The sequence below is a fragment of the Aquabacterium sp. genome, assembly GCF_016234775.1.
GTDB lineage: Bacteria > Pseudomonadota > Gammaproteobacteria > Burkholderiales > Burkholderiaceae_C > Aquabacterium.
Map to the genome: position 1 here is coordinate 33,941 of NZ_JACRAH010000008.1, position 23,643 is coordinate 57,583.

Sequence of the window (23,643 nt, forward strand, 5' to 3'; positions counted from 1 at the left end):
ATTTCCGCAGAACATGGATGCCGCCAACCATGAACGATGTGAACGCCGTGACCACTTTCAGCAACCAGACCTATGACCAGATCAACGTGGGCGCCAGCGTGTGCGTGGACTACAGCGTCACACGTGATGACGTGGAGTTGCTGGCCCTGGTGTCGGGTGACGCCTCCTGGCTGGCGGCGGATGGCCAACCTGCGGGCCTGAGGGATCCGGTCTGTGAGGGGGTGAGCGCAGAGGCGCTCATCCATGGCGTGATCAAGCGCCGCCTGCCTGGTCCCGGTACGAATATCGTGGGCCATCATCTGGAGTACGCGGGGCAGGTCAGCATGGGCGACCAGTTGCAGGCCAAGGTCACCGTGATGAACAAGCTGCCGCCTGATCGCCTGCTGCTGGACTGTGTGGTGACACGTGGCGAGACCGTGTTGCTCAACGGGCGGGTGACGGTGGTGGCGCCCACCCGCAATCAGACCGTGGACCAACGCGAGCAAGCTGCCGTGATCTTGCGCCGCAACGATGTGTTCGGCCGCCTGTTCACCGCGTGTGAAAGCTATCCGCCCGTTCCTTGTGCAGTGGTGCACCCTTGTGATGCCGATTCGCTGGCCGGTGCGCTTGAAGCGGCCAAGCACGGCCTGATCGACCCTGTGCTGGTGGGGCCACGTGCGAAGATCGAGGCCGTGGCCAAGGCCGGAGGCTGGGACATCTCGGCCTATCGCCTGGTGGACACGGAACACAGTCACGCCGCCGCTGAGCAGGCGGTGGCGCTGGCCCGCAATGGCGAGGTTCAGGCCCTGATGAAGGGCAGCTTGCACACCGATGAGCTGATGGGGGCCGTCGTGCCTTCGGCCACGGGCCTGCGCACCGGGCGCCGCATCAGCCATGTCTTCGTGATGGACGTGCCCACCTACCCGCGCATGCTGCTGGTGACCGATGCCGCCGTGAACGTGGCGCCCACCATCGTCGACAAGGTCGACATCGTGCAGAACGCGATCGACCTGGCTCATGTGTTGGGTGTGCCCGAGCCGCGCGTGGCCATCCTGGCTGCGGTCGAGACGGTCAACCCCGACATGCCCGCCACCATCGACGCTGCCATGCTGTGCAAGATGGCCGATCGTGGTCAGATCACCGGCGGCCTGGTGGACGGCCCCCTGGCTTTTGACAATGCCGTGAGCGTGGAAGCCGCGCGTACCAAGCACATCAACTCGCCGGTAGCCGGCCTGGCGGACATCCTCGTCGTGCCCAATATCGAGGCGGGCAACATGGTGGCCAAGCAACTGCAGTATCTGGCGGGGGCCGACAGCGCCGGCATCGTGCTGGGTACGCGCGTGCCTATCGTGCTGACCAGCCGCGCTGATTCGGTGCGCACCCGGCTGGCGTCCACCGCCGTGCTCAAGCTGCTGGCGCATTCGCGTGCCAAGGCCGCATCCGGCGGTCAACAGGGGTAGCCGGACATGACCGACGCCATTGCCGTCATCAACGCGGGTTCGTCGAGCCTGAAGTTTTCGGTGTTCACCTCCAAGGCCTTCAAGCCGCTGCTGCATGGTCAGGTGGAGGGCCTGGGGAACAGCACGAACGGTGCCCATGCCATCGCCAAGGACGCCCGCAACCAGGTCTTGCTGGAGCAACGCTGGGCGCATGGTGAGCACATGGGCCACGAGCAGGCCCTGGCCTACCTGCTGCAAGCCTTGCCGCCGTTTCTGGATGGGCACCACCTGAAAGCCGTTGGGCACCGCGTGGTGCATGGTGGCGTGCACTTCCACGAGCCCGTGCTGCTGGACGATACCGTGATGGCGGAGCTGGCCAGCTTGATCTCGCTGGCACCGCTGCATCAGCCGCACAACCTCTCGCCCGTGAAGGCCTTGCGCAAGCTGGCGCCGCATCTGCCGCAAGTCGCCTGTTTTGACACGGCCTTCCACACCGGCAACCCGGAGGTGGCCACACGCTTTGCGTTGCCCGCCGAACTTCACGAGGCGGGCGTGCGCCGTTATGGCTTTCATGGCCTGTCATACGAGTACATCGCCTCGCGCCTGCCGCATGTCGATACCCATGCCGCCAAAGGGCGCACGGTGGTGATGCACCTGGGCAATGGCTCCAGCATGTGCGCCTTGCAAGGCGGGCTCAGTGTGGCCAGCACGATGGGCTTCACGGCCCTGGATGGCCTGCCCATGGGCACCCGCTGCGGCAACATCGACGCGGGCGTGCTGATCTGGTTGATGGACCAGCGCGGCCTGAATGCCCGCCAGATCGAGCATCTGCTCTACAGCGAGTCTGGCTTGCTGGGGGTGTCTGGTCTGTCGTCGGACATGCGCACCTTGCTGGACAGCGACAGCGACAAGGCTCGTGAGGCGGTGGAGCTCTACGTGTACCGCATCGGGCGCGAACTGGGTTCACTGGCAGCGGCCCTGGGCGGGCTGGATGCCATTGTGTTCACCGCCGGCATTGGTGAACACGCCGCGCCGATCCGCGAGCAGGTCTGCCGCCAGGCTGCCTGGCTGGGCTTCGACCTGGACGAATCGGCCAATGTGCAAGCCGTGGCCGACGGGCAGGCCTTGCGCATCAGCAAACCGGACAGCCGCGTCACGGTCTGGGTCATCCCCACCAATGAAGAGCTGATGATTGCCCGCCACACGGCACGCCTGGTGCTGGCTGCGTCCTAGGGGGATGCGCCCACGGGATAGGGGGCGTAGCAGCGCTACAATCTAAGGTTCGATGAGCGACCCCTCCCAATTTCACGGGGCGCAACCCCCTTTGAGAGGATTTCCCATGTCGATGGACGATCGCGACGGCAAGATCTGGATGGACGGCGAAATGGTGGAGTGGCGCGATGCCAAGATCCACGTGCTGACCCACACGCTGCACTACGGCTGTGGCGCCTTCGAAGGCGTGCGCGCCTACAACACGGTCAACGGCCCGGCGATCTTCCGCCTGCGCGAGCACACCGAGCGCCTGTTCAACAGCGCCAAGATCCTGCGCATGCCCATGCCCTTCACGCAAGAGCAGATCAGCCAGGCTCAACTCGATGTGGTCAAGGCCAACAACCTCGAGAGCGGCTACATCCGCCCTCTGGTGTGGCTGGGCTCTGAAAAGCTGGGCGTGAGCCCCAAGGGTGCCAAGGTGCACGTCATGGTGGCCGCCTGGACTTGGGGCGCCTACCTGGGCGAAGAGGGCATGAAGCGTGGCATCCGCGTCAAGACCTCCAGCTACACCCGCCACCACGTCAACATCACGATGACGCAGGCCAAGGCGGTGAGCAACTACACCAACTCCATCCTGGCCAATATGGAAGCCACGGATGACGGCTACGACGAAGCCATGCTGCTGGACAGCGCCGGTTTCGTGTCCGAAGGCGCTGGTGAGAACCTGTTCATCATCAAGAACGGCGTGATCTTCACGCCTGACCTGTCGGCGGGCGCCCTGAACGGCATCACCCGCAACACCATTTTCGCGATCGCCAAGGACATGGGTCTGGAGATCAAGGAAAAGCGCATCACCCGCGACGAGGTCTACATCTGTGATGAGGCCTTCTTCACCGGCACCGCCGCTGAAGTGACCCCGATCCGCGAACTGGACCGCGTCCAGATCGGCATTGGCTCGCGCGGCCCCATCACCGAGAAGATCCAGGCGGCGTTCTTTGACATCGTCAACGGCCGCAATCCCAAGTACGCCGAGTGGCTGACCAAGGTCTGATAGATCCCAAGGACACCTCCATGAGCAACACGCAAAAACCGAAGGCTGTGGTGGAAGTGACGGCGGCCGACGTGCAGGGCCCCGGCGTGGTCTTCTGCCCGAACCCGAAGATGCCGATCTGGAATCACCATCCCCGCGTCTACATCGACGTGGCCCACGAAGGCGAGGGCACCTGCCCTTATTGCGGCACCGTCTACAAGGTCAAGGAAGGCGAGCACATCGGCCACGGCCACTGAGCTTCGCGTTTGCTTCAACAAAAGCCCGGTCTTGTGCCGGGCTTTTGTGTTTCTGGGCGGGCTATTTCCTGCGATACGGGAATGCCCGGGGTGTGGTGCCCCGTGTGCCAGGGGGAATACACGCAAGCTGACCGCATTCCCCCTTTTCAAGGGGTTTCATCACCCTGTTGAGATCATGGAAACTGTGACCAATTTCACAATTTCTTGCCTTTCAGGGGGCTCGGGTCATGATCAACAAATCACTTGCAGCCTCGGTGCTGGCACTGGTTGCCGGCTTGTCCGTATCGGGTGCTGCGCGCGCCGAGAAGCTGATGCAGGTCACGGTCACCGGCACGATTTCGTCCGGCTACGACGCCTATCTGAACTCGGTCTACACCGGCCCCCATACCGGCTACAACCTCAACGGTATGGCCGCCAGCGTCTCCGTCATTTACGACGCGGATCTGGCCAGGCCCAACTACCCAGGCAACGAGCCGAACTGGTACTTCTATCACGCACCGGCCTACCCCAGCTTCCTGGGGACGGTGGGCAATGGCCCCATCCGCTCGGCGAGCTTCACGGTCAATGGCGTCACTTTGGCCGTGGATGTGAGCGGTGCCAGCGAGTATCACCGCCTGTTTGTGGAGAATCCCAAGAACGACCCGGTATGGGGGCAGGGCGACAGCTACGGCCTGTTTGGCATGGATGCGCGCACGGCCTGGTGCCCTAATGATGGGCAATGCGCTGAAAAGGTTCAGATCTCGGCTTACCAGCGTTATGGCGACGACATGTTCGGCGGCCAACGCAACTTCGATCCGGCCAACAGCTTCACCGCCCTGGCAGCACCCAGTCGTGTGTTCGAGGCGAGCGTGCGCTTGATTCAGAACGGCATGTGTCTGGATGGTGGTTCCAGGGCTGGTCTTTGCCCTGAGGGCCGTTTCAACGACGGCAACACCCATTGGGTGGAGTTCGTGATCTCGGGCACCTCACTGAAAGTGTCGGAGGTTTCGGCCGTGCCGGAACCTGGCGCCATCGCCATGGTCCTGGCTGGGGTGGCCGTGGTGGTGTCGCGTCGCCGCAAGGTGGCTTGAGCCTGTTTCTGCGTTCGCCAGGATCCGATCGTGTGGGTGACTGAGTTCGGATGCCTGGAGATTGCGTGAGTCGCTGAGCAGTTTCATGGACGCACTCTACAATCTGCGTCACCATGAAGACCTCGCAAGAATTCGTTCTGACCCTGTCCTGCCAGGACGCCAAGGGTATCGTCCACGCCGTTTCCGGCCTGCTGTACCAGGCGGGCTGCAACATCATCGACTCGCAGCAGTTCGGTGATGTGCAAAGCGAAGACAGCACAGGCCTGTTCTTCATGCGCGTGCATTTCGAAGCGCCGCCCCATCTGGCCAGTGTCGACACGCTGGATAACCTGTTCGGCCATGTGCGCCAGCAGTTCAGCATGACGGCGCGCATCAACGCCCTGTCCCGCAAGCCCCGCGTGCTGATCATGGTCAGCAAGCACGGGCACTGCTTCAATGACCTGCTGTTCCGCTGGCGCTCGGGTTGGTTGCCCATCGACATCCCGGCCATCGTCTCCAACCACCCTGATTACGCCGAGTTGGCTGCCAGCTATGGCATCCCCTTCCACCACCTGCCGCTGCCCACGGGGTCCAGCGCCGAGGTCAAGCGCGAGCAGGAAAAAATGGTCGAGGCACTGGTGGACAAGGAAGGCATCGACCTGGTCGTGCTGGCCCGCTACATGCAGATCCTCAGCCCCGAGTTCTGCGCCTTCCTCAAGGGCCGAGCCATCAACATCCACCACAGCTTCCTGCCCAGTTTCAAGGGCGCCAAGCCTTACTACCAGGCGCACGATCGCGGTGTGAAGCTGATCGGTGCCACGGCCCACTACGTGACGGCCGATCTGGATGAAGGCCCCATCATCGAGCAGGATGTCGAGCGCGTGGACCACACCCTCAGCCCCGAGGACTTCACCGCCGTGGGCCGCGACGTCGAATGCGTGGTGCTGGCGCGTGCCGTGAAGTGGCACACCGAGCACCGCGTGCTGATGAACGGTCACAAGACCGTCGTCTTCAAGTAGCAAGCTTCTTCATTTCGGCAGGACCCGACCATGAACGATCCGCGCGCCCGCAAAGTCTCCCAGGCAGCCTTGATGAGCACGGCCGATGAGACCGAAGCCTCGTTTTACGAGGCCATGCAGCAAGGTAATCTGGACAAGATGATGTCCGTGTGGGCTGACGACGAAGAGATCGCCTGTGTGCATCCTGGCGGGCCGCGCGTGGTGGGGACGGTCGCTGTGCGGGCCGGGTTCGAGGCCGTGTTCGTCAATGGCCCCGTGCATGTTCAGGTGCACCATGTGCGCCGCATGGAGACCGCCACGCTGGCCATCCACCACGTGACTGAAAAGGTACAGGCCACCACCGAGCGCGGCCTGGAAACCGCTTACGTGATCGCCACCAATGTGTTCGTGCGCACGGCCTTGGGCTGGCGCATGGCGGCGCACCACGCCAGCGCCGGCTTGCCGCAGGACCTGCCGGACATCACCGAGCCGCGCACCATCCTGCACTGAATCAGGTCGCCACTACCACCATGCAGTACCGCGCTCCACACTGGCTGGCTGGCCATGGTGCTTTGGCTGGCAATGTGCAGACCATCTGGCCGGCGCTGTACAGCAAGGCGCATGTCGATCACGGCCATGTGCCCGTGGCCTATCGGCGCGAGCGCTGGGACACACCGGACGGTGACTTCATCGACGTGGATTTTCTGGCTGCCAGCAAGGTACCCGAAGAGGCCGATGCGGCCGCGAAGCCTCGCGTACAACTGGTGTTGTTCCACGGCCTGGAGGGCTCCTCGCAAAGCCACTACGCGCGCGCTTTTGCCCACTGGGCCCATGCCTTGGGCTGGGACTACGTGGTGCCGCACTTTCGCGGCTGTTCCGGCGAGCTGAACCGTGCGCCGCGTACCTATCACTCAGGTGATCACGAAGAAATCGACTGGATCCTGAGGCGCTTGTCGCTGGCGCATGTGGGCCCCACGGTGGTGGTGGGTGTGTCGCTGGGGGGCAATGCCTTGCTGCGCTGGGCGCAGGAGGCGGATGGCGAAGCCGTTCAGGTGGTCAAGGCGCTGGCGGCCATCTCGGCTCCGCTGGATCTGGCGGCTGCCGGGCATGCCTTGGGGCGTGGCTTCAACCGCCAGATCTACACGCGCATGTTCCTCAACACCATGAAGCCAAAGGCGCTGGCCAAGCTTCAGCAGTACCCGGGCCTGGCCAATGAGGCGGCCCTGCGCGCAGCGCGGGATCTGTACGAGTACGACAATGTGTTCACGGCCCCCTTGCATGGCTTTGCCAGCACGGAAGACTATTGGGCGCGGTGCTCGTCCAAACCAGGGCTCAAGGCCATGCGCGATGTGCCGGTGCTGGTGCTCAATGCCCGCAATGACCCGTTCGTGCCGGCTTCCAGCCTGCCCGGGCGCGATGAGGTAGGCCCCGCGGTGACTTTGTGGCAACCTCACGAGGGTGGGCATGTGGGCTTTCCAGCTGGTCGATTCCCGGGACATGTCGCCGATTTGCCTCATGCGGTTGGCCACTGGTTGAAGCAACAATTGCCGGCTTGAGCGAACAACAAGATCAGACTGAGGACACGATCATGGACGACATCGTCAAAGCCGCCTTGAAGAAGTGGCCCAATGTGCCGGACTGCTATGGCTGGCTGGCCCTGGATGCCCGCGGTGACTGGTACATGCGCGATGACCGCATCCAGGCCACAGGCCCCTTCCCGCAAGTCAAGGGCAGCCGCATCACGCACGACAAGCTCAAGGAATTCATTCACCGCAACTACGAGCACGACGAGCAGGGCGCCTGGTTCTTCCAGAACGGCCCGCAGCGTGTCTACCTGCAACTGGAGGCCACGCCGCTGGTGTTCGGTGTGCACAAGCACGGCGAGGGCGAGCGGGCCCGCTTTGCGGTTGAATCGCATACAGGCAAGCCGGCGCACGAGATCCGCTCCAGCTGGCTGGACGAGCACGGTCGCCTCTTCCTGGATACGGATCTGGGCTTTGGCGTGGTGCGCTCGATGGACATGGATGCCGCTGCCGATGCCGTCGAGGCAGGGGTGTGGGCACCTGAGGAGATGCCCTTTGCCGACATGCCGGCACGGTTCAACTATTGCTTGAGCCCTCAGCCCGCTGTCAAGGGGTGATGCCGCTGGGGTGCATGGTGGATGGTGCCGCCATACAAAGGCAGTGGCCAGGCAATAAAAAACCGGCTCCCTGGAGCCGGTTTTTCATGGGCGATCAGCGCGCCGGATCAGGGGGCCGAAGCAGCGGCAGCAGGTGCGGCGGGTTCGGAGAACTTGGCGCCACCAGCGTTGGCCATGTAGACCACGCCGCGTTGCACTTCCAGGTCAGAGTAATCACCGCCACCTTGAGCCGGCATGGCGTTGAAGCCCTTCAGCGCGTGCTCCAGCAGCTTGGCTTCACCTTGGGCGATGCGTGGGCCCCAGGCGGCAGCGTCACCCAACTTGGGGGCGCCCATCATGCCGGCAGCGTGGCAGTTGGTGCATGAACCCTTGTAGACCTCTTCGCCAGAGCGGGGGCCGGCGTTGGCAGACACCAGTTTGATCTCGACCGTGCCCACGGGCATGATGCGCTGCGACACCGCCTGGGCGCTCAGCGCATCGCTGCCTGCAGCAGACTTGTTGCTGGAGGACACATAGTTCACCAGCAGGCCGATGATGACCACCGGGATGATGAACGCAGCCAGCACGGCAGCAATCAGTTGCTGAGGGGTGCTGATCGGGCCTTGGTGGTGGCCGGACTCTTGGGATTGGGGCGCTTGGCTCATGGGGTGTTCAGGAGGCGCTGGTTGTATGGATGTGACCCGGTCAGGAGGAATCCGGTCCGGCGAAAGGAGGATTATAAGTCTTGTCCCGGCCATATCCAAAAGTGGCGTGCTGCCTGACTGCTAGAATCTGGTTTGCTGCGCCCGTAGCTCAATGGATAGAGTACTGCCCTCCGAAGGCAGGGGTTGCTGGTTCGATCCCAGCCGGGCGCGCCACCTCCATGAACTCGACACTGCCAAAAGCGGGTCGGGTTTTTTTGTTGTGTGGGTGCGTGTAAGTTGTTGATCTGCAAGGATTCACGATGAACCGAAGCGCATGGCAGTGTTGATCGGGGTTGGCTTTGCAAAACGTCTTTGAAATGTTTTCAGACCAGTCCAGATTTATACGGGCCATTTCTCCGACACTTTTCCGACACTTTGGATGCATGACCTGTCGGAGATTGAAGATGGCAAGCTTCTATAAGCGAGGCGATTACCAGTGGGAAGCGAAGGTTCGGCGTGCTGGCTTTCCAAGTCAGAGCCAGACGTTCGAGTCCAAGAGCGAGGCCCGAAACTGGGCCCACAAGCTCGAGTCCGAGATGAGGCTCGGCACGTTCGTGGCGCCGACACAGGCCAATCAGCGGCCACTGTCGGAGTTCGTTGATCTGTACGTGAGGGATGTCACCCCGAGTCACAAAGGGGCCGGTGTCGAAGCGTTGCGGCTCAAGGCCCTGGCGCGGCACAGGTTCTTTGAGACGGCCGTTTGCAACCTGAGACCCAAGACGATCGCCGCATGGCGGGACGAACGGCTGGCCGACGTGATGCCGGCAACGGTCGTTCGCGAACTTGGTTTGCTGCAACAGGTGGTGGACCATGCCATGCGGGAGTGGGACGTGGTGATCGCCAACAACCCGTTCAAGTTGGTCAAGCGGCCCAAGGTCGTCAACGCGCGAAGCCGACGTTTGACGTTGGCCGATGTCAAAAGCGATCCGATGGCTCAGTCAGAGGAGGCTCGGTTGCTCAAGGCCTGCACCTATTCCCCCAAGGTGCCAGGTGGGTGCAGAGTCAAATGGCTTCGCCCGATTGTCGAGTTGGCCATCGAGACGGCCATGCGCAGAGGTGAAATCTTGCGGCTGGACTGGCGCCATATCGACTTGGATGCGAGGGTGGCCTTCCTGCCTGATACGAAGAATGGCGATTCACGCCACGTTCCCTTGTCACCCGGCGCGATCGACGTACTCAAGTCCCTTGTGAAAACCGAGGGACCAGTGTTCAACGTCAGCGAGAACGCGCTCAAGTTGGCTTGGCAGCGAGCAACCAAGAGGGCGGAATTGGATGACCTTCATTTTCATGATCTCAGGCACGAAGGCGCATCTCGGCTGGCAGAGAAACTGACGAATATCCTGGAGCTCTCAAGCGTGACGGGACACAAGGACCTTCGGATGCTCAAGCGGTACTACCACCCGCGGCCGGAGGACTTGGCTCGCAAGTTGGCCGGGTAATGGTTGGGCTGGACAGGAGGCTCTCGGAGACTCGTTGGCCCCCTGTCTACGTGGGAGCTCACCGAGTGATATCAGATTCACCTATCAGTATCTGATATCAACTATCAGATTCATGTATCTGCCATCACGACTCAAGGTGGCCCTATATGGGTGCCGTTGCTGTGCAACGGGGCAAGCAGCAGGCGCTGCGCAGCCCCCTGAGGCGCACCTGGCCCCAGCCAGGTTGCCGAAGGGCTGGGGGGGAGCCGCCAGACACAAATCGCCCCAGCGATTTGAGGCGCCCCAGCGCCGGTGTCTGAGCGGGGGGCAAAGCCCCCGCCTCCCCCACGCCGCAGGCGCGGGGGCACCCTGGGCAAAGGTGAGGCGTCCAGCCTCAGCCCATAGGGCCGAGTGGAGGGGACGTGCGAAGCACTCTCCGTAGGGAGCCTGCCGCGCAGGGTGCCCCCGCGTAGCGGGGTGCCGGTGGCGAAGCCATCGGCAGGGGGAGGCGCGACCCCGGACAGCAATCGGGCGGCAAGCCCCGCGTCCAGCGGGGATAAGGGCCGTGGGTGGCGTCCAGCCACCCCTTGAGGCCCTGGTGCTGTCCGAGTGCTGCCCCGACAAGATCGCCGATTCTTTTCCCGAGCCTGCCATGATCGGACACGAATCGGACCAAGACTCGGACAAGGCATCCGGCTCATAAGCAAGATGTGCAGGTGTTCATACAAGCGCGGCTGTGGCTCAACAGGGCTTACGTTGAAGGCGCGGCAGACCTCTCGGTGGAGGCTACCGTGTTGGTGGCGGGGCTGATCCCAGTTGCAAATGCTTGGGCACTTGGCGCTGAAGAAATCCCTCAAGCTCGCTGACGAACGCCTCGCGAGCCTGGACCGCCATGTCATAGGCTTCCTGATGGCCATAGCGCAGGACAGCAAAGCTGCGCTTCCGGGCAGGCTTTAAGCCATTTGGGCTTCGGGCCTCCCACGCCACATGGACGCGTTCCTGACCATGAATGTCGAGCTTGGTTGTGCGCATCAGGTACACCCCTGGATGGCCTGAGGTGTTGTTGCTTCGGTGCAGGGACGAGTACTCCGCCAAGGTTGTGGGGCGGGCGGTTAGGGCAACATCATCACGCCAGGCCTGCGCTGCCGCCAGGGCGTTCTCATCGGTGCCGAAGCGAAATACGGTGAAGGTCTTGCGGAAGATCTCACCGTTTCGATGTAACTCAACAGACCAGCCCAAACAGTTCTTGCGTTGCACTCGGCGAATGCCGTACAGCTCGTCGGTAGTGGGTTTTCGTCTTGCCATGCCCAGCATCAATCAATCAGTTAAGCCGTCCTGAAAATCTTCCTTCTCGAGCGATTGATATGCAACCGACGAAATAGAAACGTTGTTGCGGCACGAAAGTCGAGAGGCCTTTGAGCCCTTCTTCAGCACGATGACGCCGCCACTCATTGATGGGTTGTTCGTGCCATCAGAATTGCCAGGGTCGCCAGGAAAGCCTGTGCGGATCATCTTGTCGTAAAGCAGATATGTGAATCTCCCGTTCACAAACTTGATGTGTGATTCGGAGCCGCCGGAGTGCCCCGTGCTACTGAACAAGAAGAGCTTATGCGAGCCATTGTTGCCACGCGGGTATTCCAACTCGATTCGGCTGGCCGTGCCAAATCTGTACTTGACTAGATCAGACTCATTAAATGCCCCATGTGACACACAGAGGGATGCAATTTTTTGCTTGTTCAAGCAGTTGAAAAGAACGGCCTCGCCTTCTTTGCAAAGAGTAGGTAAGGCGGCATCGTTGGCGGCTGCGGCCAATGCTGGTAAGGCGAAAGCCAGTGACGCTACAAATTTAATCAGTTTGCTAAGACGGCTCACCGCTTGAGGCAAGGCCTCAGTGCGTCTCAAGGTGTGGTGCTGAATCATAGGTTTGCTGGCCCGTTACACCTATCTGGACCGCAAAGACAAGAACGATTGCGGCCAGAGCCTTGACGCTGAGAATCGCGACGAAGGGATAGAAGAGATGATCTAGAAGTTCTTTGCGACCCATGCCGATGGCGAAGAACATCCAAAGTACTTACGCTTTTGGGGGCACCACATTTTGATCGACGTCACACCTTGGAGCAAGGGTACTCAGAATGAGCGGCAAAAGTCCGTTCGTACATGAAAAGACAGGCAATAAGTAGCGTCGTGGGAAGCCAAGCTGCACTGAAAAACTCGAACAGCAAGAAGTAATATTTTTTGTCGACGCCAGTCGCCATCAACAGCACCGTAACCAGGAAAGCGACGATCAGCCCGATACCTAAGCCTGCCACTCGTCGTGCCGACACAAGGGCAACGGTGAAGTACAGCTGTTGCTTTGCCGGTCGATCGAATAGCGAGAAGCAGGCAAATGCAAAGAAGGACACGGCCAACCACAAAATGAACTGGCTTTCGGATATGGCCACGAACCCCACAAGAGCCGCGTCAAGTAGGTCTTGCATCGCCTCCTCCCATCACTAGATGGCCTTACACCGGCTTGCAAAACCAAATGATTGCAGAGGCCACAAGCAGTGGAGCCACCACAAACAAGGTGAACACAAATCTGTATCCATCTGGGCCATACGGTGTCAGGAAAAAGAGAGCAGCCGCAAGCACGATTGAGGCACAGGTCAGACCAATGATCACCCACCACAAAGCAGCAGATAGGCTCGGAAACAGGCTGAGCTTGAGAGCTCGACTTGCGACAAGCCATCCAACCGCAAACACGAGAAATAATGCCGCCCAAACCTTTACGCTGAGGATCGCAGCGAAGGGATAAAAGAGTTGATCAAGAACTTCCTTGTGATTCACGCGGACACCCTACCTTCCTTTGCCGGCGCTTCTGCGCGAGCGATCATCGCTGGGCTCACAGGAGCCTTGGGCGTAGCTACTTGGCCGGTGCCCCAATCCAGCGGCATCTCAACCCAAAAGCCCTTTACCGATGAGGACAACTTGTTGATCGCCGCCACGACCGCGTGAACACCTGGAGCAGTCATGAAAGCTGGCTGTAGATCAGGCCTGGCACTGGCAGAAAACTTTTGATGGAGCTTTCCGTTGCGATCTTTGTAATGAACCTTAAAAGCTTGTCGCCCTTCAGCCATCGTTTTGAAGGCATCTCGTGGTGTGTGTGTGAACACCTCGTTGTAGGCCGCGCGGTTGGCAGCTGAAAGTTTCTGGATTCCTGCGATGGTACCGACGTCCAGAGGTTGATCAAGCTTGATTCCCAAAGGAGCACTTTGTTTGCTCACGCCTGTGGTCCGTTGATCTACAGACATGCCCAAATGTTTTTCCCACAAGCGTATGCGCAAGTCTTTGGCGAACTTGCGCGTGATCACCTTTATGCCCTGACCAACGTTGTTGATGCTTGCGCCTGCATCGTCCACGATCACTGCAGCCAACTCAGTGTCGCCATTGCCATTGAGACTGCGATCGTTGATGTTGGCGCTTCCAAGAATCGCAACAGCATCATCAACGATTAGCAACTTGGAGTGTACGTAAATCATCTCAGTGACCACTGTGCTGGCTGTATGCCCAAAATTGCGCAGGTTGAGAACAGTCAAGTATTCGCGCCACTTGTCTTGCATCCCATGGGCTTCCAATTGCACCCGAATGGCCTCGTTGCTATTCGGTTGATGCTCAAGCCCCCATGCCTTGCGGTTCTTAGCCAAGATGGTCGCATTGATGCGATTGACCAGGCTATTGCTGGCTCTCTTGACACCTTGCAATGCCCACCAGCCTTGCGAAACAGGTCCGTCCTCCTCAAGCATGCCTTCTGGGTGTTCAGGCAACACGAGATAAACGTGAAATGGCCTTTGAGCGTAGATCGCTTTGCCAATGGCATTCGCCAGCTCACCGATCAATGGGTTGCTGGATGGGCAGGGCGAGCCTCTTTCGTCCGAGCCACAGTTCGACATGAAGAATTGGTTCTCAATGTAGATGAACGCCTGAGCTGATCTGATGCATTGGATCATCGCGTCGCGGATGCTAGTTTGGTGCTGAGAACTCCAGTCCTTTCGGGCGGCTTCGATGATTTGGCGACGCTTCTTGTCCGGCTGTTTCCAGTCGTCGCAAACGTACTTGTGATGTGTATCCCACAGCTGCAGTTCGTCACGCAGTTGGGCCGACGATGCAGAACGACAAATCTGCACCGTTGCGCTTCCGTTCCCATGTTTCAGCGGATCAACCAGCAAATCGGGAGAGCCACTTTTCTCGAACCACGCACTATTCATGCTCCCATCAAAGCTGTTCGTTCCAGAGCCTGCAAAGCTATTCCAGCGCAGCACAAAATTCACGAACACATCGAATGCCGCAGGGCCATTTATGCCAACTGCCACATCTTGCCAGGGCTGCCGTGGTTGATAGGTTTCATCCAGTAGCTTTTCGTCATACGCCGCCTTGAACGGAGTTTGAAAACCCGGGCGACCGCCAACCTCCTTCGTAAGCTTCACTTCTAACGGTGTGAGTGGGCGGGCACACGCGATTTGCATGTTGTATGCATCGTTGATGACATGCAGACTTCGATCGATGACGACATCGAACGCATTTGTATCCCATCGGCCATAGGCCAAATCAAGGCCACCCAGAAATGCGACCTGACCATCGACGACCACGGACTTCTGATGGTGTGAAAAGAAAGTGTTTGAGTCTTTAACTTTGTAGTTGGGGTTCTCAAGGTCAATATCAGCGGATGCCGCGCGCCCGGTGTTGGGGTTCTGCAGCATCACTTGCAGAGAACCCTTGCCCTTGTTTAGCTTGCTCAAAATTGCTTGAGTGTTGTCATCGTGCGTGTCTAGCACCTTGGCAATCGAGTCGTAGCAGAGAATTCGAACATGCACGCCGCGCTGCAACGCATCGGCCAGCAGTTCGGACAGTCGGCCTGGGTGCTTGGGATCACCTCGGTTGTCTAGTTCAACGTCATAGTCCAATTGCCAGTCAGTGATGAAGATGAACTTCTTTGCTCCACGAATTGCATCGGCGACCGCCTTCATGTAGTCGCGGCCAGTGGTGTAGGCCTTGCATTCGTTCTGGTAGCGAGGCACAGCAAAAGGCTGATCCAGGTCGAAGTACTGGCCGCTGATCGTCGTGATGGTGTCAGGCGTCAATTGCGCGGTGAATTTGTCTGCCATTTGCGGCTCCCTGTCCTGCTATTGCGTTTGCGATTCACTGCTCAAAGATCGGTCTTTGGCTTGAGTTGCCCCAGCCCACCCACTTGCGCGTCACGCTTGGCCAGTTCTTCTAGGTACGCTTGCTGCGTCTGCTCCATATATCGCCCATCTGGGGCGAAGTTCATCGCATCCAATTGACGCTTCGGATTCGGCAGCTTGTTATCCGTTGTCCACAGCGATGGACTCAGTGGCATCGCAGTCAGACCGCTGATCAGCCAAACAAGGCCAGGTTTTTGAGAGACCTTCTGAAACAGCTTGATTTGCTGCTCTTGAGTCAATTGCAGCCCGCCATCTGCCCCTGTTGATCCCTCAAACAAGGTTTCATGCCAATGATCTGGTGAGTACACGGCGGGGTTGATCTGCCCGTGCCCGATATCCATCGCAGCAAACGCATCGACCACGACAAGTTTCCAGGCTTGGCCGCTGGGTGCAATGCCCCGAGAGCCAGGGAAGTCTTGAAGCTTTAGGGCAAACCGAACAGGTTTGGACTCAAGTGTAGATTTGGGCATGCTGGGCAAGGGTGAGCTTATCGTCCCTGCCCCCACCATGGACTTCATCCCTGCCTGCACTGTGATCTTGCCTGGGCATTGCGCCGTGAAGTTGCCGCCACCGATCGTGATGCTGGCCCCGCCGCTTACAGCCAGTGTCACCTTTTTGGCCGCCGTGATGTTGACCATGCCGTTTGCTGTGTTCAACTCGAGTGCTTGTTTGGCTGCGATTTGCGCAGACCCCGCCTGCGCTTGAAGATCGATCGGACCTTGGGCAGCGATCAGCGTCAGGCCCTTGCCCACCGCATCGCTGCCTGGCTGTATGGCTCCGGCCAGGATGCCAATGGCCTGGCCCGTGTGGATGCGCGCCTGGCCGCCAACGGCCCAGTGCGTATCTTGTCCGCTGGCGATGGTAGTGGTGTCATCGCTGCTGAGGTGTAGGTCTTGGCCCGCCGTGAGGCCTACCCCGGCCTTGCCGATGATGGCAATGTTGGGGTCTGCCATGTGCGGCACTTTGTCTCGGCTCGTACCGATAGCTTTGTCTGCTGCATCGGACACAGCGTTTTTCAAGCTGGTGTTGCTGACCATGCCTCGCAAGCTCTTGGTCAAAGCCGCTGCGGGCGCCAGCTTTTCATCCAAGGCGCTTTGGTTGGCCTTGCTGCTGCCAGCCGCACTGGCCAGCCCCACGGTCTGGTGCGTGGTGGCCGCTTGGTGGAAGGTGCTGGCCAATTGCTGCATCTGTTTGGCCAGCGCAATGCCAGCCGCGTTGTCGCCAGCGCCTTCGCCTGTCTGGCCCAGGCCGTTGTTCAGGCTATAGGTGCTGAGCATCACGCCACGCACGGCGCGCATGCCGCCCCAGGCGTCGGTGCGCAACTCGAAGCCAAGGCCTCTAAAGCTGCCGCGGTGGTTATCGGCCTGGTGCAGCAGGTGGCCCATCTGCAGCCAGGTTTGCGCTTGCGTGCTGTGCAACTGCATGCGGCCTTGGTTGGGCGTGTCGTCAAATACAAGTTGGTTGTAGCCTTGGCCGCCGAACTCCTTGCTCTTGACGCCGCTGAGCGCGGCCGCGTTGTTCTGGCCTTCTGATCCTTCGGTGGCAGCGCTGGGTGCTGCGCCATGCCAGGCAGGGCTGTTGCCACCGCTGCCCGAGCCCACCAGGTTCATCTGTGCGCTGGGCCGGTGATCCGTTGATTCCGCAAACGAGCTGGTGTCGGCTTCGCCAGCTTGCCCGCCCGGTGTGCGTGGCACACCGCCTTCGCCACGGCCGCTGTAAAGGCTGGCTTGCACATATGGGCGGTCGATGTCGTTGCTCAAGAAGCCAACCAGCACTTCATGCCCGATACGCGGAATGAACTGATGGCCCATACCTGGCCCCGAGAAGCGCTGCATGACGCGCACCCAACAACTGTGGTCGCTGTTGGCCCGCTGCGGCGCATACGGATTGGTCTGCCAATGGAACCTGACTTTGACGCGACCAAGCTTGTCGGTATACAGCTCATCTGCGCCATTGGGTGCGGTGCTGCCATCCGGGCCGACCACGATGGCGGTTTGAGGGCCAAGTGCCGTCGGGCGCGGGCGAGGGCGCTGGCCGGTGTCGTCCAGCAACACGGCGCGCCAAGGTACGTTGCGGCGTAACGCCTGGAACTGGCAAGCAAAGCCGGTCTGAGCAGCCTGCTTGTGCAGAGAGGAAGTGTCCACCGGCTGTTGATCGACCGACACGCTCAACTGCGGCAACTCGGCCTGGCCCAGCGACTTCACGATCGTGTCGCTGAGGTCCTTGGGCAGGTTGTTCACGCCGATGGCATCCACGCCGTAAAAGAAGAACTCCTTGTCGCTGTCGTCGAGACCAAACACAGCCAGCGGGTCAAGGGTGGATTGCGTGATGGCGGCCCAGGTACCGGCGCGCAAAGTGCGCACGGTACCTCGGCCCAACCAGGTCTTGTACCGGGCTTCGTGCGCTTCCTGCAGGCGGGTGGCCACGAACTGGGCTTCTGCCTGGTTACCAAAGAGGTAGTCGCCCGTCGGGTCGTAGCTGGTGAGCCAGCTTTGCAAGCTGGTGGCCTCATCGCCGCCCCAGGCATGGTTGGTGGGCACGTCAGCCGTGATGGCACTGTTGCTTCGGTAATCCCAGCCTTGCACCACGGTGGCTGTGGTTCCCAAGCTGCGCACGGCGGCCATGGCCTGGATGCTGTCTTGCGCTTCTTGGCTGCTGCTGCGATGAAAGCGGATGCCTTGGCCACCCAGGCTGCTGGCGCTGCTGGCATCTTGCGGTTGGTTGGCGCTGTTGACGAAGAAGACGACGGCGTGGCCACCTGGTGCAGACTCATCCTCTTCCACACGCCAGCAAATGCCTTCTTCTGCCAGCAGGCGGCTGACGAAGGCCAGGTCGCTCTCGCGGTACTGCACGCAGTAGGCGCGCTGGCCCGAGTTGCGGGCAAACATGCCTTGCGCAACATAGGTCGCGACATCTTCGTCCCAGCGCCACGCAGCGATGGCAACGTGGTCTGCGAACACATCTTCAACGATCTCGATGATCGACTTTTCTTGCCAGACGCGGCTATTGAGCGTGTGACCCAGCAGCGCTATCCACGGCTGAACGAGCAGGCCCTTGCGGGCAAAGCCACCGTCAGACTCGAGCGAATCGGCTTCAACCACGTAGCCGCTACGCCGCGCGCGGCTGCCATCAGCCAGCGTAGTGTGCAAGGTGATGGGGCGCGCATAGAGCTGCTTGAGCGCCACATGGGCGTTGAGCACCAGGGCATTGATGTAGAGGCTGAATGGCTGGGACACGGCCTCGTGCAGCACGAAGCTTTCGACCATCAGATCAGCGGGCAGGCTGCGTTCGCTACTGGGGGCGGACAGGGTGTACAGGCGCGTATCGGTGCCCCATTGGCCAATGATCGAGGCCAACGTACCTGTGAGCGCAGATTGGATGGCAGATAGCCCACCCGGAATATTGGATGAATCCAGACCCATGTCGGGTTCCCTGATGTTTTGTTTTGAATTGAACTTCAGGCAGGATTTTGAGCGCCTGGGAGGCGAGGGCGCTTACCTCCTAAGGGTGTACATGCAACGGCCTGTAACGGTCGCTGCGATGCAAGTGCACGGGAAGTCGGCCAAGGTGCCGCGTTCCGCGGCGGATCGGTCGATATGGCGTGTGCGCCAGCGCTTGAGTGCAGTCCAGCAAGCTTGCCTTGAAATTCCAGGTCTGGGCTTCACAACAGGCTGAGCGCCTGCCTCAGCCTTTCAGCCGTAGCGACCAGGCCATTCTTTTCCATGGCTTGGGCGAATTCTTCCGGTGTGGCGTTGGGCCGTCTCCAACGTGCGCGCATGTCGCGGAACGCGGCCAGGGCGGTGAACAGGTCCAGATCAAGTTGCTTGACGATGAAGTCGTCAGGGTGAATGACCTCGATGCCGAACTGGCCCACCTGCTCGACAGGGAAGTCCTTGAGGTTGGCTGTCACGATGCAATCTGCATGACCAGCGATGGCCGCAGCGAGCACATGCACATCGTCAGGATCTGGCAGTTCCAGCGAAGGCGCCAGCGCCTGCCAGGCTGCTTCTGGCACCTCCCAGTCCAGGACGGCTTCCCGCATGGCGTCGCGCCGGGTTGTCAAGCGTCCGACCAGATCGGGGCGCTGCTTCTCCAGGTTGCGAATCCACTCATCTTCAATCCTCGTGGTCCATTTCCCTGCAAACAGTCCTTTGGACGCGAGGCTCATCAATGCATCTGACAAAGCCAACGGGTACAGCACGCAAGCGTCCAACACCGCTGTGTAGCGTGCGTGACCAGCCATCAGTAGTCCAGGCCCAGTTCATTGGCGTTTTCAGCCATGCGATCCAACGCCGACTGTTGGTGCGCTCGCATTTTTTCGGCGTACTGAGTGAGGTCGTCAAACGCGATGCGGCGATGCGTGCCCACCATCCGGTAGGGCAGTCGCCCTTGCTCGATTTCCTTGATGACGAAGGGGCGCGAGACGTTCAGAAAGTTGGCCGCTTCCACGGTCGAGACCTCTTGCTTGGATGGCATGACGACGATGGGCCGACGCTCGCTCATGGCGCCGAGCACCTGAGCAATGATCTTGAGGGCCTGAGGGGGCACCTGGATGACGGGCTGATTACCTTCGTCGTCGGTCAGCATGATGGATGCCGCCCGGGAGTGATCCAGGGCAGCCATGATGCATCGCTGTGCGGCACGGGCCATCTCCGCGTCTTGCGCAGACATGGCTGGGGGCAGGATCTCTCCGTTGCGCTCTAGTGTTGACATTCTGGGCCTCCGGTGCAGCCATCTGCGGGCCTCCGATGGAGGCCTCAAGGCTGTCTGTTCGATATCGGCACTTTAATCCATAAGTGCAATAAATGCAGCATGTGAATCAAGTGAAAAGCGCCAGGCGCCAGCGTCGAACCCCCGGCGCTCCGACACTTTTCCGACACTTTGTCGGTGATGTCCCGGTATAATCCGGTACATGTCGATAACGCAAGTTGTTGATTTAGCGGGGTTTTTAGTGTCTCCCGCGGGTGTCGGAGTGCCCTCCGAAGGCAGGGGTTGCTGGTTCGATCCCAGCCGGGCGCGCCAATGAATGTCATTGAAATCAAGCACTTGCCCGTAAGGTCAGGTGCTTTTTTCTTGAGAGTCGGGGACTAGGCCTTGGTGTTCTCTTGAAATCGAGTCGCCGCTTCTTGGGTGTTCGACTTGACCTCGTGTCCCCAGTGCGTTGCGAAGGTGCGGCTTCCTGCCGAGAGCGTTGGCGTGAGTTCCTCAATGGCCTGATCAATGGCCATGGGGATTTTGGTGGCGAGTTCCTGCGCGACGGTTTGAATGTATCGAGGCTTCATGCCCAGTTTTTTCGCCAGGCCTTGTAACGCCGCATGTCCCATCTGGCCGGGAGGCACCTGCTCCCCGATGTTGACGGCGAATTCTTTGGACAGCCCTGGGTAGAGGCGTGTGCACATCAAGTCGTAAAACGGGGTGAGACGAACGCCTTCGCCAGGCAGGGTGTACATCGACAAGTTCTTCGCGTGGCTGTCGTTGTTGCCCACATAGATGGTGAAGAAAATCCATTGAACCAGGGCCTGCAGATCCACGGCGGCGCGTGTGCTGTGCTGGCGGATCTCCGTAGAAGACATCCAGGCCCTTGTTCTCTGCATCCCAGCGTTCTGGATGTCTTGGGCTGGACGATCACTTCCAGGCCGAGGATGTCCAGCAAGTCAAGGACCTTCTGGCGTTGGACTGTCGGCTTGCATTTTCAATGTTGACGATCAGCCGGTTGCCTGTGTTGGCCAAGCCTGCGACCCGGTATTTCTTTGCATTTTGTCCACCGGCAGGCAACGCCGCGTTTTGCCATGTGCAGTTGGACCATGCGACGGGTGCCGTCAGCATCACCGACTCAGCTAGACTTGACTGGCAAAGCAGTCAAAGAAAGGTCGTTTCGATGCAGGCTGGTGTGATGCGCGATCGAGTTTTGTCCATGCGGGGTGTCGCTGTCGCCCTGATGAGCGTCTGTTTGCTCACGGCCTGCGGCCAGGCGACCATGCCCATACCCCGCGCCGAGCACGTCAACGTTGACGAGACGCGGTATCAGCGTGCCCAGCGGGATGTACGCGAGGCCCTTGATGGGCGCGCCCTTCACATCCGCGGGGTCTATGTATCCCAACAACGGCAACTCATTGGTGGCACGCTCAACTACTCGACAGCCGTCTTCGACTATTGCGCGGGGCTGAAAGAGAAACAGCCAGTCGAATCCTTCTTCTCCGGGTTCACGCAAGTCAAACCCGTTGTTCCAGGGCAGCCCATGGGAAAGGGCGGTCTTGAGATGTCTTACTGGATCGGCTGCTACAGCGGAACTTCCGCAGGCATGGCCTACACCGCCGTCGAAAACCCGATTGGCAAGGTGTTTGAATGGGGCTTCAACGCCGCGCGCGGGTTCAGCGGCGTGGATCCGATCATGCTCGATGTGGTCGTCGATGTCTATCCGCGCAAAGGCAAGGTTCTGCGCTTCAATTGCACCAAGCAATTGGCCCAGGTCGACTACCTGGATGCCCGCGAACTGGAGACCAACAAGCGCCAGTTGACCGATGCCTACGCCTCGTTGGCGGCCAATTGCATGAAGAACATCCTGATCCAGATCGACGACGACGGCGTGCTGGAGGAAAAGTGATGAGCTGCCACACTGGCTTGTTGCGACGCTTGCTGGCTCGGGGCTGTGTGATGGTCGCGCTGGCCCTGATCGCGCTGCCCAGTCATGCGCTTGAGCCATTGGCGTGGACGGCCGAAGAGGTGGCCCTGGCCCGCTCGCCGCAGGCGCTGTTTAACTTCCGCCTTGGGCGCGTCAGCTTCGAGCGCGGCGAGGTCTGCATGAACTGCGGCGACTACTTCAACGCAGATGGCCACGATGACATGCTGGTGAGCGATCGCATGGGCACTTTCCGAGATTTCCTGAAAACATCGCTTCAGGAAAGTGGCTTGTTTTCTACGGATGCGAAGGACCGCCTTGCCATTCGCGCCACGCTGTTGGCCTTCGAACGCAACAGCACGGCCGGGCGCCGGGCAGAGCAAGAGAGCATCGTGACCGGCGCCACGCTGGTGGCCGCGGCCAAGATCCGATATGAGTTGATGCGTGGTGACGAGCAGCTTGCAAGCTGGACCGTTGCAACACGGGCCGGATCGAACCGCATCATCGTGCACGATCGCCTGACCGAAACGCTGGACAAGGTGCTCAAGCGCAACATCCAGTCGCTGCTCTTGCGCATCCGGGCCGATTACGCCGATGCTGTCGACCGGCAAAAAGCCTCCGTAACGCTGCAGGCCCTGGCCGCTGACAGCAACGTGGACAACACGCGATCCATTGGTGAGGCCTTGTTGCTTGGTGTGGGCAAGACGATCAGGGCCACGGCCAACGTGGCCGCCGCGAGTGTGGAGTTCATCGCTCAAAACGGCGACGCGATTCAGCAAGGCGTCGATTCGGTCAACCGGCAGCAGGCAGCCAATCAGCGGGCGGTGAATTCGGCCCTGGGTATCGGGCATCGGGGTGGCGGTGTGTCGATGGGGGGCGCGTCCACGTCGGCATCACGGGCGGATGACGATGATCGCCGGCCGGGTGGGGATTCGAGTTTGGCTTCAGATTCATCTTCGTCGACTGCGACGGGCGCCACGGCCGTCAAAGGCTCGGGTGCCGTGGCCGATGCCAAAGGGAAGGCAATGACCGGGAAGGGCTCGGTGTCTGGTACGTCGAGGATGCCGGGGGGCGGACTCACGCTGGTGAGCAACCGGGCAGAGCAGGAGCGTGAGCGCGAAGAACAGCAACGCAAGGCCACCGAAGCCCTGCGCCAGCAGGACCTGGCTCGTGATCAGGTGCAAGCCGACACGTTGGCCCGCCAACGGGAAGAAGACGCACGCAGGAAGGCGCTCGACGACAAGGAGCGCGCAGCCTGCCTGGCGGATGTGAGCGCAGGCCGAACGCCTTGCGGCTGCGCCAAATACGGGATGGGACAGTCCTGGAAAACTTGCTCGAAGTAGCGGGCTTTGATTCGTGATTCAGGCTTCGCAGCGACCGTGATGATGAGCCTGCCCGAAGGGGTTAGTAAGCGGGTTTTCCATCTGCCGTTAGATTCTTCCTGTACATGAATTCACTCCTCAAGTCGGGGTGAATGGGGCGAGAGCACGTAGAAATCATCGCTTCCCGCCTTCCGTCTCTTCTTGCCGCTTTTTAGAGTCAGAGCGTCCCTTTCGTTCTGTCACTGATCGCGCGACACAGCGCGAGCCCGAGGAGCAAG

Annotated in this window: 23 protein-coding genes and 1 tRNA gene; 13 read left to right on the forward strand and 11 right to left on the reverse strand. The window is 60.3% G+C overall.

Features of this window, described 5'->3' with window-relative positions:
• The first annotated feature begins 29 nt into the window (after nt 1-29).
• The 9 genes from HY836_RS03305 to HY836_RS03345 all read left to right on the forward strand — a co-directional run bounded on the left by HY836_RS03305 (nt 30) and on the right by HY836_RS03345 (nt 8,104).
• Nucleotides 30-1,439: a bifunctional enoyl-CoA hydratase/phosphate acetyltransferase gene (locus HY836_RS03305; protein WP_290673550.1), complete on the forward strand. Its 1,410-nt coding sequence runs from the start codon at nt 30-32 to the stop codon at nt 1,437-1,439.
• A 6-nt stretch (nt 1,440-1,445) separates the two neighbouring features.
• Complete coding sequence (locus HY836_RS03310; protein ID WP_290673552.1) at nt 1,446-2,651, forward strand: acetate/propionate family kinase; 1,206 nt, start codon at nt 1,446-1,448, stop codon at nt 2,649-2,651.
• A 106-nt stretch (nt 2,652-2,757) separates the two neighbouring features.
• The gene (locus HY836_RS03315) at nt 2,758-3,681 is read left to right on the forward strand and encodes a branched-chain amino acid transaminase (RefSeq protein ID WP_290673554.1); all 924 of its coding nucleotides are present in this window, start codon (nt 2,758-2,760) and stop codon (nt 3,679-3,681) included.
• A gap of 20 nt (nt 3,682-3,701) precedes the next feature.
• Nucleotides 3,702-3,917, forward strand: a complete 216-nt coding sequence (locus HY836_RS03320) for a zinc-finger domain-containing protein (protein ID WP_290673556.1) — start codon at nt 3,702-3,704, stop codon at nt 3,915-3,917.
• Nucleotides 3,918-4,144: 227 nt separating this feature from the next.
• Nucleotides 4,145-4,987, forward strand: a complete 843-nt coding sequence (locus tag HY836_RS03325) for a PEP-CTERM sorting domain-containing protein (RefSeq protein WP_290673558.1) — start codon at nt 4,145-4,147, stop codon at nt 4,985-4,987.
• Between the two features lie 113 nt (nt 4,988-5,100).
• Nucleotides 5,101-5,985 (forward strand): formyltetrahydrofolate deformylase, encoded by an 885-nt coding sequence (purU, locus tag HY836_RS03330; protein ID WP_290673560.1) that lies wholly within the window; start codon nt 5,101-5,103, stop codon nt 5,983-5,985.
• 30 nt (nt 5,986-6,015) lie between these two features.
• Nucleotides 6,016-6,474 (forward strand): nuclear transport factor 2 family protein, encoded by a 459-nt coding sequence (locus HY836_RS03335; RefSeq protein WP_290673562.1) that lies wholly within the window; start codon nt 6,016-6,018, stop codon nt 6,472-6,474.
• 20 nt (nt 6,475-6,494) lie between these two features.
• Nucleotides 6,495-7,520, forward strand: coding sequence for an alpha/beta fold hydrolase (locus HY836_RS03340; protein ID WP_290673564.1), 1,026 nt, complete (start codon nt 6,495-6,497; stop codon nt 7,518-7,520).
• Nucleotides 7,521-7,552: 32 nt separating this feature from the next.
• The gene (locus HY836_RS03345) at nt 7,553-8,104 is read left to right on the forward strand and encodes a DUF2946 family protein (protein WP_290673699.1); all 552 of its coding nucleotides are present in this window, start codon (nt 7,553-7,555) and stop codon (nt 8,102-8,104) included.
• Between the two features lie 107 nt (nt 8,105-8,211).
• Here HY836_RS03345 and HY836_RS03350 read toward each other — a convergent pair whose 3' ends face one another.
• A complete protein-coding gene (locus HY836_RS03350; RefSeq protein ID WP_290673566.1) occupies nt 8,212-8,748 on the reverse strand; it encodes a c-type cytochrome in 537 nt (178 codons plus the stop codon).
• Between the two features lie 137 nt (nt 8,749-8,885).
• Here HY836_RS03350 and HY836_RS03355 point away from each other — a divergent pair.
• Nucleotides 8,886-8,961, forward strand: a tRNA-Arg gene (locus tag HY836_RS03355).
• Between the two features lie 230 nt (nt 8,962-9,191).
• Nucleotides 9,192-10,226: a site-specific integrase gene (locus tag HY836_RS03360; protein WP_290673568.1), complete on the forward strand. Its 1,035-nt coding sequence runs from the start codon at nt 9,192-9,194 to the stop codon at nt 10,224-10,226.
• 765 nt (nt 10,227-10,991) lie between these two features.
• On the opposite strand, the gene HY836_RS03365 is transcribed toward HY836_RS03360, so the two are convergent.
• The 10 genes from HY836_RS03365 to HY836_RS03410 all read right to left on the reverse strand — a co-directional run bounded on the left by HY836_RS03365 (nt 10,992) and on the right by HY836_RS03410 (nt 21,018).
• Nucleotides 10,992-11,519, reverse strand: a complete 528-nt coding sequence (locus tag HY836_RS03365) for a hypothetical protein (protein WP_290673570.1) — start codon at nt 11,517-11,519, stop codon at nt 10,992-10,994.
• A 3-nt stretch (nt 11,520-11,522) separates the two neighbouring features.
• Nucleotides 11,523-12,107 carry a hypothetical protein gene (locus HY836_RS03370; protein ID WP_290673572.1) on the reverse strand — a complete coding sequence of 195 codons (585 nt, stop codon included), beginning with the start codon at nt 12,105-12,107 and terminating at the stop codon, nt 11,523-11,525.
• Nucleotides 12,094-12,267 (reverse strand): hypothetical protein, encoded by a 174-nt coding sequence (locus HY836_RS03375; RefSeq protein WP_290673574.1) that lies wholly within the window; start codon nt 12,265-12,267, stop codon nt 12,094-12,096. The genes HY836_RS03370 and HY836_RS03375 overlap by 14 nt, the downstream gene beginning before the upstream one ends.
• 43 nt (nt 12,268-12,310) lie before the next feature.
• Nucleotides 12,311-12,682, reverse strand: coding sequence for a hypothetical protein (locus HY836_RS03380; RefSeq protein ID WP_290673576.1), 372 nt, complete (start codon nt 12,680-12,682; stop codon nt 12,311-12,313).
• Nucleotides 12,683-12,707: 25 nt separating this feature from the next.
• Complete coding sequence (locus tag HY836_RS03385) at nt 12,708-13,031, reverse strand: hypothetical protein (RefSeq protein ID WP_290673578.1); 324 nt, start codon at nt 13,029-13,031, stop codon at nt 12,708-12,710.
• Nucleotides 13,028-15,346, reverse strand: a complete 2,319-nt coding sequence (locus HY836_RS03390; protein WP_290673580.1) for a phospholipase D-like domain-containing protein — start codon at nt 15,344-15,346, stop codon at nt 13,028-13,030. The genes HY836_RS03385 and HY836_RS03390 overlap by 4 nt, the downstream gene beginning before the upstream one ends.
• Nucleotides 15,347-15,387: 41 nt before the next feature.
• Nucleotides 15,388-18,846, reverse strand: a complete 3,459-nt coding sequence (locus tag HY836_RS03395; protein WP_290673582.1) for a type VI secretion system Vgr family protein — start codon at nt 18,844-18,846, stop codon at nt 15,388-15,390.
• Nucleotides 18,847-19,085: 239 nt separating this feature from the next.
• Entirely contained in the window at nt 19,086-19,667 is a 582-nt protein-coding gene (locus HY836_RS03400) for a PIN domain-containing protein (RefSeq protein WP_290673584.1), read from the reverse strand.
• Entirely contained in the window at nt 19,667-20,137 is a 471-nt protein-coding gene (locus HY836_RS03405; protein WP_290673586.1) for a helix-turn-helix domain-containing protein, read from the reverse strand. The genes HY836_RS03400 and HY836_RS03405 overlap by 1 nt, the downstream gene beginning before the upstream one ends.
• 374 nt (nt 20,138-20,511) lie before the next feature.
• A complete protein-coding gene (locus HY836_RS03410) occupies nt 20,512-21,018 on the reverse strand; it encodes a HipA domain-containing protein (RefSeq protein ID WP_367114615.1) in 507 nt (168 codons plus the stop codon).
• 299 nt (nt 21,019-21,317) lie between these two features.
• Between HY836_RS03410 and HY836_RS03415 the strand changes: the two genes are divergently transcribed.
• Both HY836_RS03415 and HY836_RS03420 read left to right on the forward strand, forming a co-directional pair.
• Nucleotides 21,318-22,028 (forward strand): hypothetical protein, encoded by a 711-nt coding sequence (locus tag HY836_RS03415; RefSeq protein WP_290673590.1) that lies wholly within the window; start codon nt 21,318-21,320, stop codon nt 22,026-22,028.
• Entirely contained in the window at nt 22,028-23,386 is a 1,359-nt protein-coding gene (locus HY836_RS03420; RefSeq protein ID WP_290673592.1) for a hypothetical protein, read from the forward strand. The genes HY836_RS03415 and HY836_RS03420 overlap by 1 nt, the downstream gene beginning before the upstream one ends.
• Nucleotides 23,387-23,643 lie beyond the last annotated feature (257 nt).